The organism is Streptomyces sp. NBC_01410 (assembly GCF_045040195.1).
Classification (GTDB): domain Bacteria; phylum Actinomycetota; class Actinomycetes; order Streptomycetales; family Streptomycetaceae; genus Streptomyces.
On record NZ_CP109530.1, the window covers coordinates 4,735,067 to 4,749,030 of the forward strand.

Here is a 13,964-nt window from a genome sequence, read left to right on the forward strand (position 1 = left end):
CTCCGCTACCCCAGGTCCACCCGCTGCCCCAGGTGCTCGGCCGCGAACGCGATCTCCAGCCCCACCTGCTTGATCCGCTCCTCCACCACCAGCGAGCCGTGCCCCGCGTCGTACCGGTACACCTCGTGCACGGCGCCGCGCGCGGCCAGCCGGTCCACATAGTTCTCGACCTGGCGGATCGGGCAGCGCGGGTCGTTCACGCCGGCCGAGATGTAGACCGGGGCACGGACCGCGTCCACATACGTCAGTGGCGAGGAGGCCTCGAACCGCTCCGGGACCTCCTCCGGCGTACCGCCCAGCAGGGTGCGGTCCATCGCCTTCAGGGCCTCCATCTCGTCGTGGTACGCCGTGACGTAGTCCGCGACCGGCACCGCCGCCAGGCCCAGCGCCCAGGCCTCGGGCTGGGTGCCCAGGCCGAGCAGGGTCAGATAGCCGCCCCATGAGCCGCCCGCCAGGATCAGCTTCCGCGGATCCGCGAGCCCGGAGGTGACCGCCCACTCCCGGACCGCCGCGATGTCCTCCAGCTCGATCAGCCCGACCCGGTGCTTGAGGGCATCCGTCCACTCCCTGCCGTACCCCGTCGAGCCGCGGTAGTTGACCCGTACGACCGCGTAACCGTGGTCGATCCAGGCCGCCGGGCCCGCCGCGAAGGCGTCGCTGTCGTGCCAGGTCGGGCCGCCGTGGATCTCGAAGACGGTCGGCAGCGGGCCCTTCGAACCCGCCGGCCTCTGCACCAGCGCGTGGATACGGCCGCCCGGCCCTTCCACCCAGGCGTCCTCCACCGGCACCGACTCGGGCGCCTTCATGCCCGGGGGATCGAGCACGACACCGCCCGACGTCGAGCGCACCTGGGGCGGCAGCGCGGCCGAGGACCACAGATACTCCACCTCCCCGTCCGGCCGGGCCGTCGCACCCGAGACCGAACCGGCCGGCGTCTCGATCCGCACCAGCTCCCGTGTCGCCAGGTCGTACCGCCACAGCTCTCCGCGCGCCTCGAAGCTGTGCGCGACCAGAAGCCCCGAGCCGTCCGGATACCACTCGGCGTTCACATCGCCCGGCAGGTCGATCGCCAGATCGGACTCCGCGCCCGATGCGACGTCCCAGATCATCGGCTCCCAGCGGCCGCGCCGCTGATGCCCGATGAGCAGCCGGGTGTCCCCGTCCACCGGAGCAAAACCGAGGACCTCCAGCCCCAGTTCCTCAGTGCCCCCCTTTGTGTCGTCCAGCTCGGCGACCGGGCTGCCGTCGAGGCGCACCACCCGCAGCGCCGAGTGCATCGCGTCCCCGTGCTCGGTGTGCTCGATCGCGATCAGTGTCCCGTCGTGCGACAGATCGCCGACCCCCGCCGACTCCCGGTGCCGGTAGATCTCGACCGGCTCCGCGTCCTTCCGCGCGACGTGAATGGTCGTGCCGTCCTCGTCGGTCGAGCGGCCGACCACCGAAGTGCCGTCCCGGCCGATCGCCAGGCCCGCCGGGTACGAGGGGCCGAGGCCCGGTACGGCGGGCTCGTCGTCCCCGCCGCCGAAGGGCTGGCGCATCCACACGCCGAACTCGTCCCCGTCGGTGTCCGAGAACCACCAGATCGACGTGCCGTCGGGGGAGAGCACCCCGTCCGTCGTGCCGTTCGGCCTGTCCGTCGCCTGCCGCTGCTCGCCGGTCGCCCGGTCCCAGGCGTACAGCTCGTACGTCCCCGTGGCGTTCGACACGAAGAGCGCGCGGTGCGGTGCGTCCTCCGCCCAGTCGGGCAGGGAAACGCGCGGCGCTCGGAAGCGCTTCTCCCAGTCGGGCATGCCGGGCAGCTCCGGCGTGCCCGGCAGGTCCGGCGTGGAGTCAGTGATCTCAGTCATGACCCCATTCTGCGCCGGACCCCCGACAATCCGTTGGCGTCGTCCGCAGCCTGTGGATAACTTCGACGGCATGTACTCCCCGACCCCCTCGGACTGGCGCGAGGCCAACCGCTCCCGCTGGGACGAACGCGTCCCCATCCATGTGGCGAGCGACTTCTACGACCTGGACGCCTTCCGCTCGGGCAAGGACGTCCTGCGCGCCTTCGAGGTGGCGGAGGTCGGCGACGTGACCGGCCGTACGCTCCTCCACCTCCAGTGCCACATAGGCCTCGACACCCTGTGCTGGGCACGCCGCGGGGCCGCGCAGGTCGTCGGCCTGGACTTCTCGGAGCCGGCCGTCGAGACGGCACGCGGCCTCGCGGCAGACCTCGGACTCGGCCCGGATCGTGCGGCGTTCGTCGCCGCCGATGTCTACGACGCCGCCGAAGCCGTCCCCGACTCCTCGTACGACATCGTCTACACCGGCGTCGGTGCGCTGAACTGGCTGCCCGACATCACGCGCTGGGCGGAGACCGCAGCGTCCCTCGTCGCACCCGGCGGCTTTCTCTATCTCGCCGAATTCCATCCGCTCACCGATGTCCTGGACGACGCGTCGGGCTCGCGGATCGTCCACGACTACTTCGCGCGAGACGCCTGGATCGACCAGACACCCGGCACCTACGCCGACTTCGACGCGCCCACCGTCCACAACCGCAGCGTCGAGTGGCAGCACCCGGTCGGCGAGGTCGTCTCCGCGCTCAGCGCCGCGGGCCTGCGACTGGAGTTCCTGCACGAGCACGACATCTCACTGTTCGAGCGCTTCGGCGTCCTGACGCGGCACGAGGACGGCTACTACCGCTTCCCGGCCGACCGGCCCCGCATACCGCTGATGTACTCGCTCAAGGCCTCGCGAACGTGATCACCCAGACCCGATTGTCAGTGGCCGGGTGCACACTCGCCGTATGAACCGATCGACCTCAGCGACCGAGCTGCACACAACAGTTGAGACGTACTGGTCCTCGGCCGAAGCCCGCGACTGGACGGGCTTCGCCGCGACGCTGGCCGAGGACGTGGTCTACGACCTGCCACAGACCCGCGAGAAGATCCGCGGCAGGGAGGCGTGCGTCCGGTTCAACCGCGAGTATCCGGGCGACTGGCACGTGCGCATCCAGCGGATCGTGGCCGACTCCGACCAGGCCGTCACCTGGATCCACGTCACCGTGGGCCTCGAGGAGATGTACGCGGTCACCTTCTTCACCGGCGACGAGGAGGGCCGGATCACGACCGTCACGGACTTCTGGCCCGAGGCGTACGAACCACCGCCGGGCCGCGAGCACCTGGTCGAGCGCTACTGAGAAGCGGGCGCGGATGTGGTGCGGCGTACGGCGACGGCCGCCGTGTAGCCGGGATCCGCGGGCAGGTCGGCCAGCAACCAGTCCGCGTTCACGGCCGGTTGGGGCCCGGCCCCGACATGGGTGAGGGCAAGGCCCTCGTTCAGGCCGACTCCGGTCGCCTTCAGCAGAGCCTCCTTACGGGTCCAGCAGCGGGCGAAGGCGACGGCGCGGTCCTCCATGGGCAGCGCCGCGAGGTGTGCACGCTCCTCCGGGTGCAGCTGCGCGGCGACATCGGCGACGATGCCGGGGTCGCCGGGGACGGCTTCGACATCGATGCCGACGGATGCCGTTGCGAGGGCGATCATCACCAGGCCACTGGTGTGCGAGAGCGAGAAATGCACGGGGCTGCCGGGGACGACGGGCCGCCCGTGCGGGCCGCCGCAGTGGGCACACGGCTCGCGCGAGAGTGTCACGGCTTCGGGGGCCTGTCCCAGCCGCTCACCCAGCAACCGGCGCAGCATCACGTGCGCCACGGCGTAGGAGTCGCGGTCGGCGTCGCGCACGAAGGCGGCCAAGCGCGTGGACTCGTCGCTGTCGAGGATGTGGCGCTGGGCGAGGACATCGGCGACGTGGTCGGGGACCCGCCCGGACCACAGCAGATCCACGCCCGGCAGCGTCCGGGCCTCGCGGCCGAGGGGGATGTCGGTCGGCATGCTGTGGTCCTCCGCCTGTGGTTCTAAGCCGTCACCATGATCAACGGGCCGGATGTTGCGTTGAAGTGGCCGACTCCAGAGTCGACCGTACGGGAACGCGTACGCCGGCTGAAGCGGCAGACGGACCGGTGGCGCGCCAAGGGCCCGACCCGCGCCGCATACGTCGCCGAGGATCAGGCCCTTGAGCAGGTGAACAGGCTTACGCGGCTCAGATGTTGACGCCGAAGTCCTGAGCGATACCCCGCAGACCCGAGGCGTACCCCTGGCCGACCGCGCGGAACTTCCACTCCGCGGCATTGCGGTACAGCTCACCGAAGACCATCGCGGTCTCGGTCGAGGCGTCCTCGCTCAGGTCGTAGCGCGCGAGCTCGGCGCCGCCGGCCTGGTTGACGACGCGGATGAAGGCGTTGCGCACCTGGCCGAAGGACTGCTGGCGGCTCTCGCCCTCGTGGATCGAGACCGGGAAGACGATCTTGTCGACCTCGGTCGGCACGCCCGCGAGGTTGACCTTGATCTGCTCGTCGTCGCCCTCGCCCTCACCCGTGAGGTTGTCACCGGTGTGCTCGACGGAGCCGTCCGGGCTCTTGAGGTTGTTGAAGAACACGAAGTGCTGGTCGGACACGACCTTGCCGTTGGCATCGACCAGCAGGGCGCTGGCGTCGAGGTCGAAGTCCGTGCCGGTGGTGCTTCGTACGTCCCAGCCGAGGCCCACGACGACCGCGGTCAGTCCCGGGGCCTCCTTGGTCAGCGAGACATTGCCGCCCTTGGAAAGGCTGACACCCATGGAAATCCCCTGCGCAATCCGGCGCGGGCCGCGCCTCTTGACGATTCCTTTGCCCAAGAGGGCAACGAGCGGTCCCCCTCTCTGGTTCCCGTACACCCGATGTCATCGTCCGGATGGCCCTCACCACGCTTCGCTGCCCTCGGCCCGCTCCGCCCTGTGGGCGGCCCCCTTCCCGCTGCGGATCCTCAGCGCCAGCAGCGGGAAGACAAGGATGGACACCATGGCCGCGCCGACCAGCGCCGCCGCCTCGCCCGCCTCCAGTACGTCCTCGTCCAGCCCGATGGTGGTGATCGCGACCACGAGAGGCAGGCAGGTGGACCCGTAGAGCATGAGGGCCGCGCGGTCGCGGCGTACCAGGTCGCGGGGGGCGAGCGCGTACACCGGAGCCCCGCGCACCAGCAGGAACAGCAGCAGGAAGACCGGCAGGAGTGCCAGCGAGCCGCCACCTTCCAGCAGTGAGGAGAGGTCGAAGTCGATACCCGTGACGACGAAGAAGATCGGGACCAGGAAGCCGAAGCCCATCGCCTCGATCTTCCCGAGGATCTCCGCACTGCTCTCGGGCACCGAGCCCTGCAGGAGAAGCCGGGTGAGGATGCCTGCCGCGAAGGCGCCCAGCAGGGTGTCGAGGCCGAAGGCGTTCGAGAGCGCCAGCATCGCGGCGAGCAGCAGCATGACGAAGCGGACGGCGAACTGACCGCTGCTGTGCAGGGTCCCGGCGACGATCCGGGAGAACCATGGCCGTCGCGGCCGCAGCGCCCAGAAGATCGCCGCCGCGGTGATGCCCGCGAAGACGAACAGTACGACGGCGGACTTCCCGGGACTGCGGCCGCTCAGCAAGAGGGTGATGGCGATGATGGGGCCGAACTCACCGACCGCCCCGAAGGCCAGCATGACGGTCCCGAAGCGGCCTTGAAGGTCGCCGCTGTCGCGCAGGATCGGCAGGACGGTGCCCAGCGCGGTACTGGTGAGCGCCGTGCCGATGACGAAGCTCGTGCCGGTCTGCCCACCGGTGAGCGCGAACGCGATGCCCAGGCCGAGGGCGAGCGAGACCGCCCATGCCCAGGTCGCTCGGCGCAGCGTGTCGCCGCGCACGCTGCTGAAGTCGATCTCGTACCCGGCGAGGAAGATCAGCATGGACAGGCCGAGATTGGAGAGGGTGTCGATGAACTGGCTGTGGGAGGCCCAGCCCAGTGCGTCGGGTCCGACCGCGATGCCGAGCAGGATCTCGAAGATCACCAGGGGGACGGGGGCCCAGCGGGCGACACCGTACGCCAGCAGGGGTGCGACGACGGCGATCGCCATGATCAGGATGAGTGTCCCGTGATGCGACATGGCTCGTATGTAGCATCAGGCCGGACAGGTCGGACGGACCTGTCAGGTCAGATCGTCCCGCCCGAGCCGCTCCCCGGCTCTCCTGCGCACCCGGCGCGTCACCGCGGTCGCGGCGGCGGTCAGGACGACGAAGCTGTAGAGGATCTGAAACATGGTCACCAGCCGTGCGGTCTGGCTCACCGGCACCACGTCCCCGTAGCCGACGGTCGCCAGCGTGACGACGGTGAAGTACAGGGCGTCGAGGCGTGTCTTCAGTCCCGTGAACGCGTTCGGGTCCTTGGCGAGTGCGTAGTACGTCCCGGAGAAGAGCAGGACCGCCAGGAACATCAGGACGGGAATGACGATGACGGGGTGGGTGCCCGGCTTGTCGACGTACGCGTTCATGATCTGACGCAGCAGCAGGTACGTGACGACGGCGAGCCCCACGAAGAAGATCGTCCAGCTCAGCAGGGGCCGGTGCGGTCCGAACTTGTCGAGGGGGAGCAGGAAGTACGCGACGGTCGTGGCGACTACGAGACACAGGGGTGGCCCCAAGACCCGTACCGGGCCAGGATCGGTTGTGCGGTGCACCACGTGAGCCTCCCGCCCGAGGTCGCGTCCCGCCGAAGCACGCCCCCACCACGATCGTCCGCCCCGGCGATCCGCCGCCACCCGACAGCGGCCGAACGGTGCACTTCGCGCATGAGCGACCTGCGCCCGAATCACCCGGACGGGCGTTCCCGTATGGCGGCGGGGTGGGCCCGGGCAGACGCTCGAAGTCCCGACGCGGCCGGCGTACGGGACCGACCGGAGGACCACGCCATGAGTCAGGACCAGCCGATAGGAACACCGACGTACAAGGGGCCGCAGCCAGGAGAACCGAACAGCCCGTGGGTGACCGGCGGTCTCGCCTTCGCCGCCGTGCTGATGCTGTGCATCGGAGTGCTCGGCGTGCTCCAGGGCATCGCCGCGATCATCGAGGACGATGTGTACGGCCGGGTCGGCAACTACGTCTACCGCATCAACCTGACCGGCTGGGGCTGGATCCACCTGATCATCGGCGCCTGCCTCGCGATCACCGCCGGGGGCCTGTTCAAGGCCGCCACCTGGGCGCGGGTGCTGGGTATCTGCCTGGCCTCGCTCAGCCTCATCGCCGAGTTCATGTTCCTGCCGTACTCGCCGATCTGGTCGGTGGTCATGATCGCTATCGACGTGTTCATCATCTGGGCGCTGGCGGTGTACCGCAGCGACGCGCCACGCAGGGCCTGATCAGTCCGTCGCGCCCTACTTCCGCTCCCCTTCGAGGAGTTCGGAGACGACGAAGCCGAGAACCGAGCAGACGATGACCAGCGGCATCTGGTCGGCCGCGTCAGTGCCGAGCAGCAGGAAGGAGAGCACGGCGCTGGTGACCGGGAGGCGGGTGACGGCTCGTGGATCGCGGCTGTACGCCTACCTCGTGCTCTCGCTCCTCAGCGGCGTTCGCGCAGGGGAGGCATGGCCCCTCACATGGGATCACGTCTACCTCTCGACACAGGCCGGCCCGGCTCACGTCGCTGTGTGGCGCTCGGTACGCAAGCATGGCGACACCAAGACCAGGAAGAGCCGACGGACCATCGCGCTGCCGAAGCAGGTGGTCGACGTGCTCGAAGAACACCCGAGGTGGCAAAGCAGGATCGGGCAAGGACTGGAGCCCAACCGGCCGTGTCTAACCGCTCGGTGCTGCCAACATCCGACGAGACTTCAAGGCCATCGTCATAAAGGCGGGGCTGAAGCCGGAGTGGACACCGCGGGAGCTCCGACACAGCTTCGTGTCCCTGCTCTCCGATCACGGGATCACGCTGGAGCGGATCGCGCCCTTGGTCGTTCACAGCAGCCAGGCCGCCACGGAAGCCGTCTACCGCAAGCAACTCCGTCCCGTGATCACGGAGGGAGGCGAAGCGATGGACGAGATCTTCGCCGACTATGACGAGACGGACCCGCTCGGGGCCTGATCCATTTCCTTTGGCCCCCTGTTTGGCCCCCAGGGCACGCAGAAGGCCCATTCGCGATCATGCGAATGGGCCTCTGACCTGTGTCGGGGTGGCGGGATTTGAACCCACGACCTCTTCGTCCCGAATAAGGTCCGGGCCAGACCCAGACTTGGTGTGGGTCATATGTGCGCAGGTCACGACCTTGGTATGCGTTGGTCTAAGCGAGGACCCGGACAACGTCGGGAGAAGATCTTCTCCCAGATTTCTCCCAGGTTCGCGTATCGTCCAGCAGCTCCCCGACGAGGTGCTGCTGGACGGTCAGCCACCGCACCCGCTTGGTTGTCCAGCTTGCCGTCGCCCACACGGCGACCGGTCGGCTGTCCTCGGCTCTCCGCGGCAGGGCGGGCGGCAGCCAGGGAATCGGCCTCAGCGATTGAGGAGCCGAGTAGCCAGGACCTGGATGATGATGCCGCCGCCGGCGAAGGCGGCTCCCTTGAAGATCTGGATCACCAGAGTCCAGCGGAGGAAGCGGAGTCGGCGACGCGTCTTCTCCCACAGGAGACCGGCGCGTCCCGCGCCGTCGGCGGCAGCGCGGAGCCGCCGGCAGACAGCCTTGATCTTCCTGGCCAGCCGGGCCAGGAGGGCCTTACTATTCACGTTGGAACTCCTAGTTGGTCATCGATCTAACGGGCGTTCCGGCAGGGGAGGTCTCGGTCGTGGTTTCCAGACCCTTCAGGCCGAGCCTTCCCTGCACTGCCGGGGGTGCGCGGCAGTAGCTATAAAGGGGGCGGGAGAACCCCTCGTACCTGTCACTGGACACATGTGTTCCCTGTTCGTGATTCGGGTGAGAGTCAATCATTCAAGATGTTAGCGGAGTCCGCCGAGGGTGATTGCAATTTCCGTCGAGTCCTTCCCGGCTGATTCCGCTGAACGGATCAGAATTTCCATTTCGGTCTTCATTCCTGCGCGCGCGAGGATATCGGCATATACGCCGACATCTCCTTCGCTCAGTGCCGTCCCCAGGTCCTGCAGATGAGTCACGCGGTCGGCCTCAGTCATCGTCGCCAGGTGTGCGGGTAAATCCGGGTTCGGCGGCGCCGCTCTGTTGCGCCGGTCCCCCTTGTCGGCAGGGGCAGTGCAGGAACTGTTGCGCCGGTCCCCCTCGCCTCCCGTCTCGTTGCAGGTGCAGCTACTCGCGCATCGGCGGCAGATCGACCGCCGCGCGGCATGGAGGAGTGACTCAAGTGCTGTGAACTCGTGGGTCAGTGCGGCATTATCCCGATCACCTGTCACCCCTCCCAGCGCCAACCCGGACAGCTCCTCGATGGCCGCCGGACGCGGAAGCCGCCGCCCGTTGAGCCAGTGGGAGAGGAGTGGCGGTGAGACGTGCAGCGCCTTCGCCTTCAGTGCCATCGTGTCACCAGGGCGGACGTGGTGGATGAGGCGCTTGAGGGCGTTGGCAAATGCCTGGACCTCTTCCGTGGCCTCGGGTGCACAGGTAGTGCTAATCGATCCAAGTGATGGCATGCCAAACGAACCCTTCCGCTTGCCCGAGATTGCCCATGGAGAACCGGTGATCACCTGAAGCCTAGCCACTCACCGGCTCGGCGGCGCACGGTTCCGCGCTTTTCTCTGACTACTTTCCACGAAGCGATTTGCCGCCTTTAATGCCGACAAATAATGCCAAAACGGTCTTTATAGAGTCCTTCTCTTTCCTCGTTCGAGTAAAGATTGATAACCGCTGGAATAAGGGCGTGGGGTCGTGCTAGTTATGAATGTCCACAGTCCGCTGCTCACCAGTGCCACCCAGGGCCTCCCGCCGGGAGGCCCCGCGAATGGAGATGTCATGCCGTCCTGGCAGGATGCCGGCCTCGGAACGATGAAGCGCGTGGCCCTGTGGCTGGTCTCCGATGTGGGCGAAGGCAGCACCTTTACTAAGGAGGAGCTGCGAGCCGCCTTCCCCGGGGTGTCCCAAGTTGACCGCCGCATGCGAGACCTCCGGGATTTCGGTTGGCGCATCGACACCAACAGGGAGGACGCGGGATTGGACTCTCACGAGCAGCGCTTCGTGAAGCCTGGCGACCCCGTCTGGGAGCCGGGTCGCGCGACCCGCAAGGCAGGCACGATCGCGATCGGCGCAGCGCGCCGGCGTGAGGTGCTGGCTAGGGACGGGTACATGTGCCGCTCCTGCGGTATCGCCCCCGGCGAGACCTACGCCGGCACCTACGAGGCAGCCCAGCTCGACATCGCGCGCAGGGAAGTAGTGAAGCCGGACGGTACCAAGGCCACGGAGCTGGTCACCGAGTGCAAGCGGTGCCGGGTGGGAGGCAGGTCGCTCGCGGCGGATCTGGACAAGGTGCTCACGGCAGCCGCTGCCCTCGACTCGGCCGAGCGCGGCGTACTGTCCGACTGGGTGGCGGCCGACCGGCGGGAGTTCAGCCGCCTGGAGCGGATCTGGAGTGACTACCGCTCTCTGCCTGAAGAGTCACGGACGCAGTTCCGGGCGGAGCTGGGACTCGACTGAGTATCCCGGTAGCACGGAACAACCTTCGTAAGAACGAGCACGGAAGCAGGAGCGAGTACATGGCCAAGGGCTACGGTCTGCCGCCGGGTGCCGAGGAGAACCGCGCCCTCGTCCGGTCCCGGGTGGAGGAGATCGCGGCCGGCGGCGGCCCCCGCGAGACCTTCACTGTCGAGTGGAGGGGAGGCGCGGAGCACCTGGAGGTCATCCAGATGCCGGTGGGCAACCTCTACTACAACCCGGCAACCCACCGCATCCGCGCGCAGGCCGGCCACGACCCGAAGCAGGCGGAAGCGCTCGCGGACGACCCCTGGAGCAGTGGCAGCCAGGCATACCTGGACCGCCTCCTGCAAGTGCTCCCGGCAGACCCGGCCCGGACTGACCCTGAGTTCGACGAGCTGACAGCGAGCCTGAAGGAGTACGGGCAGACTGATCCCGGGCTGATTACTCACGAAGGCATCCTCGTCAACGGCAATACCCGGCGTGCTGCTCTGATGCAGCTTTACGGCCCTAGCCACGCCATGCGTGTAGCCGTTCTCCCGCCTTCCTGCGACTGGCAGGACATTGCCGCGATCGAACTGTCGCTCCAGCTGCGCAAGGAGCACCGGCGGGATTACTCCTACATCAACCGGTTGCTCGCTGTTCAGGAGCTAGTGGATCAAGGCACGCCACTCGCCGTTATCGCGGCTACCTTCCGTACGACCGCGGAGCGCTGCCGGCAGGACCAGTGGGTGCTCGCCTGCATCCAGTCACTCATCGAACGGAGCGAGACGGCAGGCGAGCAGCTGTCATTGGTGGCTTTCGAGGATCATGCTGAGAAGTTCCGCGAACTTCAGCGTGCCTACGCCAAGCAGTACGCGGTGAACCCCGAGAAGGCCGAACTGCTGCTGGAGAACCGGCTGGCGGCCATGCTCTTGGGCTTCGCCAAGACCGACGTCCGCTTCATCGATCACGACTTCGCTGGCCTGTACCTCTCCAAGAAGTTGCCAGCCAGCGAAGCTCCAGCTGAGACTTCTGCGGCTGTGGCCATCCCTGGCTTGGGGCGTGCGGTGAAGGGTCCGTCCGCCCCCCTTAGCGCGGCCAAGGCACTGACGGATTCCGTCCTGCACGCACGAGCTGTCAGCCAACCGGGCAGCGCGGCCCCGCCGGAGGCTGCGGCGCAGGCCCAAAACGAGATCAGGCGGCTGCGTGCGGCGATGGATGAGGCCATCGCCAACGTCGGCCGTGACGCGCGTATCAAGAAGCGCAAGCAGGCAGCACCTGCCCGCCTTGCCGACGCCGGCCGCGACATCGAGCAGTGCGTCACCGATTTGGTCATGTCCCGCGCGCAGCGAAGCCTGGATGAGGAGTCGTTCGACGACGCCGTCGCTGACCTGAGGCAGAAGCTGGAGAAGCTTGCTATCGAGACCAGGCGAACTGTGCAGCACCCCGGAGACGGTGTGACTTGGCTCCTTGAGACGTTCGGGAAGGCGCGTTAAGTGGCCGACGAGCCCAGTCTGACCATCGGCTTCGACGTCACCCGTACGCAGGCTGCGCTGCGTACCGTGCCTGAGTGCCGCGGCGCGCTCGGGCAGTTGGTCGCCAGTTTCCCCAGCGGTCGTATGACCGACAGGCTCTCGGCGGCTGTCCCTATCGACAGCTTCCTCGCCAGCCTCAGCGCTCTCGGGACCTGGCCCCGGCCGGACAGCGTCATCTGGGAAGAGGGCTTCCGCCTCTTGGTCACCGAGATGCTCGACACGGCTGACACGGCTGACAGGCTCCTCAGCGGCTCGCCCGACGAGGACACCGTCGAGCCGGAGTCGGTTCCGGCCCTGCTGGGTGACGACTGGACCGGCCCTCTCACTCCGTTCCAGTTCCGCGACATAGCCCGACTGCTTTCGGTCGGCCACGGAGCCAACTTCAGTGTGCCGGGCGCCGGTAAGACCCGTGTCTCCCTCGCTGCCTTCTCTGCGCTCCGCCGGCGCGGAGCGGTGGTTCGCATGCTCGTGGTGAGTCCCAAGTCCGCCTACGAGGCGTGGCAGGAGGAGGCTAAGCAGTGTTTCTCCGCTCCGCTCGACGTGCAGGTGCTTGGCAAGTCGGTGCCGGCCTCGGCGGACATCCTCCTCGTCAACTACGAGCGCTTGGACCGGGCTCTGGCAGGGCTGTCCCAATGGTTGAAGGCGGCTCCGGTGATGCTCATCCTCGATGAGGCACACCGAATGAAGCTCGGTGGCGCTGGAGTGTACGGTGCCGCATGCATGGCACTGGGCCCCCTCAGCCGAGTCCGGATGATTCTTAGCGGCACCCCTGCGCCCAATGGCGCCAGGGACCTGGAGAACCTATTTTCCTTCGTCTGGCCGGGACTCGGGCGGCGTGTGGTGACACAGGCTGTCGATGGCGGTGATCTCGCCCATGCCAGCCAGGTGCTGCGCCCGCTGTATACGCGGACGACCAAGGATGAGCTGGGACTCCCCCCGGTGGAGACGCGGGTGCGCCGCATTCCGATGCCGCCGCTGCACCGTGAAATCTATGACGCGCTCATGGGACAGTTCTCGGCCAGGGCGATGGCCGACAGGACTGACTTCGAGGCGCTCGGCAAGACGGCGCTGCGCCTGCTGATGGCAGCGACCAGTCCGGCCCTGCTCGTGGCGGGCTCAACACGCCACGAGCCGCTGCACTTCCGCGTCCCACCGCTGGAGGCGGCCGAAGGAGACTCGCTCACCATGCTCCTCCGGCAGCTCCCTGACTACGAGCTGCCGCCCAAGTACCAAGAGGCTCTCTCTATCGTTTCTGCCAACGCCGCCGCTGGACGCAAGACCCTGGTGTGGACGAGTTTCGTCCGCAGCATCACTTCACTCCAAGCTCTACTGGCCGCGTTTCAGCCGGCGGCTGTGCACGGTGGAACACCCGATCGGGAAGCTGAGCTCCGCCGATTCCGGGAAGATGCGGACTGCGCGGTCCTGATCTCAAATCCGGCGACCCTTGGCGAGGGCATCAGCCTCCACCAGGTCTGTCATGACGCGGTTTACGTCGATCGTGACTTCCAGGCTGGCCGGTTCCTGCAGAGTCTGGACCGCATCCACCGCCTCGGCCTCGATCCGGGCACGCAGACGCGGGTCACAGTGCTCGCGGCCGAGGGGAGTGTCGATGACGTGGTCGCCCTTCGGCTGGCGGAGAAGCTGGACTTCATGGGGCGAATTCTCGATGACCCGGAGGTACAGCAGCTCGGCGATCCCGAAGAAGAGGTGCCGCTTGCCGCGGGTATGGACGCTGCCGACGTGCGAGCACTTCTGGAGTACCTCGGCACAGGGGTGGCCCAGCCTCGGCTAGACATCGACTCATAGAGGCCCGTCTTGCAGCAGCGCCTCGGTGGCGCCCGCCTATCTATGGCCATGGCGTGCATGGTGCCCACGTCAGCTTCGCTGCACGCTTGGCTATGGCCAGCGTGGCCAGAACCGCTAGCCGACCAGCTACGCATTACGAGTTGTCCGATCATAATCCGCGGGCGTCCACCCTCGTCCGCCAC

General features: G+C 67.6%; 14 protein-coding genes. 7 read left to right on the forward strand and 7 right to left on the reverse strand.

Annotated features, from left to right (window positions below; all coding sequences use genetic code 11):
* Positions 1-5: 5 nt before the first annotated feature.
* Positions 6-1,847 (reverse strand): prolyl oligopeptidase family serine peptidase, encoded by a 1,842-nt coding sequence (locus tag OG741_RS21740; protein WP_405600329.1) that lies wholly within the window; start codon positions 1,845-1,847, stop codon positions 6-8.
* 70 nt (positions 1,848-1,917) lie between these two features.
* On the opposite strand from OG741_RS21740, the gene OG741_RS21745 reads away from it, so the two are divergent.
* Together OG741_RS21745 and OG741_RS21750 are read left to right on the forward strand one after the other, a co-directional pair.
* The gene (locus OG741_RS21745) at positions 1,918-2,745 is read left to right on the forward strand and encodes a class I SAM-dependent methyltransferase (protein WP_405600331.1); all 828 of its coding nucleotides are present in this window, start codon (positions 1,918-1,920) and stop codon (positions 2,743-2,745) included.
* Positions 2,746-2,788: 43 nt separating this feature from the next.
* Positions 2,789-3,181 (forward strand): nuclear transport factor 2 family protein, encoded by a 393-nt coding sequence (locus OG741_RS21750; RefSeq protein ID WP_405600333.1) that lies wholly within the window; start codon positions 2,789-2,791, stop codon positions 3,179-3,181.
* On the opposite strand, the gene OG741_RS21755 is transcribed toward OG741_RS21750, so the two are convergent.
* The 4 genes from OG741_RS21755 to OG741_RS21770 form a co-directional block, all read right to left on the reverse strand.
* Positions 3,175-3,873, reverse strand: coding sequence for a 4'-phosphopantetheinyl transferase family protein (locus OG741_RS21755; RefSeq protein WP_405600334.1), 699 nt, complete (start codon positions 3,871-3,873; stop codon positions 3,175-3,177). The genes OG741_RS21750 and OG741_RS21755 overlap by 7 nt on opposite strands.
* Positions 3,874-4,081: 208 nt before the next feature.
* Positions 4,082-4,657, reverse strand: a complete 576-nt coding sequence (locus OG741_RS21760; protein WP_266479937.1) for a TerD family protein — start codon at positions 4,655-4,657, stop codon at positions 4,082-4,084.
* Between the two features lie 120 nt (positions 4,658-4,777).
* Positions 4,778-5,989 carry a cation:proton antiporter gene (locus OG741_RS21765; RefSeq protein WP_405600336.1) on the reverse strand — a complete coding sequence of 404 codons (1,212 nt, stop codon included), beginning with the start codon at positions 5,987-5,989 and terminating at the stop codon, positions 4,778-4,780.
* A gap of 42 nt (positions 5,990-6,031) precedes the next feature.
* Complete coding sequence (locus OG741_RS21770; protein ID WP_405600338.1) at positions 6,032-6,562, reverse strand: potassium channel family protein; 531 nt, start codon at positions 6,560-6,562, stop codon at positions 6,032-6,034.
* 228 nt (positions 6,563-6,790) lie between these two features.
* On the opposite strand from OG741_RS21770, the gene OG741_RS21775 reads away from it, so the two are divergent.
* Both OG741_RS21775 and OG741_RS21780 read left to right on the forward strand, forming a co-directional pair.
* Positions 6,791-7,237, forward strand: coding sequence for a hypothetical protein (locus OG741_RS21775; protein ID WP_405600340.1), 447 nt, complete (start codon positions 6,791-6,793; stop codon positions 7,235-7,237).
* 497 nt (positions 7,238-7,734) lie between these two features.
* Entirely contained in the window at positions 7,735-7,959 is a 225-nt protein-coding gene (locus OG741_RS21780; RefSeq protein ID WP_405605703.1) for a hypothetical protein, read from the forward strand.
* Positions 7,960-8,364: 405 nt separating this feature from the next.
* Here the strand turns inward: OG741_RS21780 and OG741_RS21785 are convergent, their stop codons facing one another.
* Positions 8,365-8,595, reverse strand: coding sequence for a hypothetical protein (locus tag OG741_RS21785; protein WP_405600342.1), 231 nt, complete (start codon positions 8,593-8,595; stop codon positions 8,365-8,367).
* A 210-nt stretch (positions 8,596-8,805) separates the two neighbouring features.
* Positions 8,806-9,519, reverse strand: a complete 714-nt coding sequence (locus OG741_RS21790; RefSeq protein ID WP_405600344.1) for a hypothetical protein — start codon at positions 9,517-9,519, stop codon at positions 8,806-8,808.
* A 265-nt stretch (positions 9,520-9,784) separates the two neighbouring features.
* Here OG741_RS21790 and OG741_RS21795 point away from each other — a divergent pair, with 265 nt between their 5' ends.
* Genes OG741_RS21795 through OG741_RS21805 form a run of 3 tightly spaced genes read left to right on the forward strand, consistent with a single transcriptional unit; the run spans position 9,785 to position 13,782 of the window.
* Positions 9,785-10,462 carry a hypothetical protein gene (locus OG741_RS21795; protein WP_405600346.1) on the forward strand — a complete coding sequence of 226 codons (678 nt, stop codon included), beginning with the start codon at positions 9,785-9,787 and terminating at the stop codon, positions 10,460-10,462.
* A gap of 59 nt (positions 10,463-10,521) precedes the next feature.
* On the forward strand, positions 10,522-11,937 hold the full coding sequence (locus tag OG741_RS21800) for a transcriptional regulator (RefSeq protein WP_405600348.1): 1,416 nt from the start codon (positions 10,522-10,524) through the stop codon (positions 11,935-11,937).
* The gene (locus OG741_RS21805) at positions 11,938-13,782 is read left to right on the forward strand and encodes a DEAD/DEAH box helicase (RefSeq protein ID WP_405600350.1); all 1,845 of its coding nucleotides are present in this window, start codon (positions 11,938-11,940) and stop codon (positions 13,780-13,782) included.
* The last annotated feature ends 182 nt before the right edge of the window (positions 13,783-13,964 follow it).

Bases quoted from the DNA above. Each gene is read 5' to 3' on its own strand.
- OG741_RS21750 (WP_405600333.1), top strand. From the start codon at position 2,789: ATGAACCGATCGACCTCAGCGACCGAGCTGCACACAACAGTTGAGACG.
- OG741_RS21800 (WP_405600348.1), top strand. From the start codon at position 10,522: ATGGCCAAGGGCTACGGTCTGCCGCCGGGTGCCGAGGAGAACCGCGCC.
- OG741_RS21775 (WP_405600340.1), top strand. From the start codon at position 6,791: ATGAGTCAGGACCAGCCGATAGGAACACCGACGTACAAGGGGCCGCAG.
- OG741_RS21740 (WP_405600329.1), bottom strand. From the start codon at position 1,847: ATGACTGAGATCACTGACTCCACGCCGGACCTGCCGGGCACGCCGGAG.
- OG741_RS21795 (WP_405600346.1), top strand. From the start codon at position 9,785: ATGCCGTCCTGGCAGGATGCCGGCCTCGGAACGATGAAGCGCGTGGCC.
- OG741_RS21765 (WP_405600336.1), bottom strand. From the start codon at position 5,989: ATGTCGCATCACGGGACACTCATCCTGATCATGGCGATCGCCGTCGTC.
- OG741_RS21760 (WP_266479937.1), bottom strand. From the start codon at position 4,657: ATGGGTGTCAGCCTTTCCAAGGGCGGCAATGTCTCGCTGACCAAGGAG.
- OG741_RS21755 (WP_405600334.1), bottom strand. From the start codon at position 3,873: ATGCCGACCGACATCCCCCTCGGCCGCGAGGCCCGGACGCTGCCGGGC.
- OG741_RS21745 (WP_405600331.1), top strand. From the start codon at position 1,918: ATGTACTCCCCGACCCCCTCGGACTGGCGCGAGGCCAACCGCTCCCGC.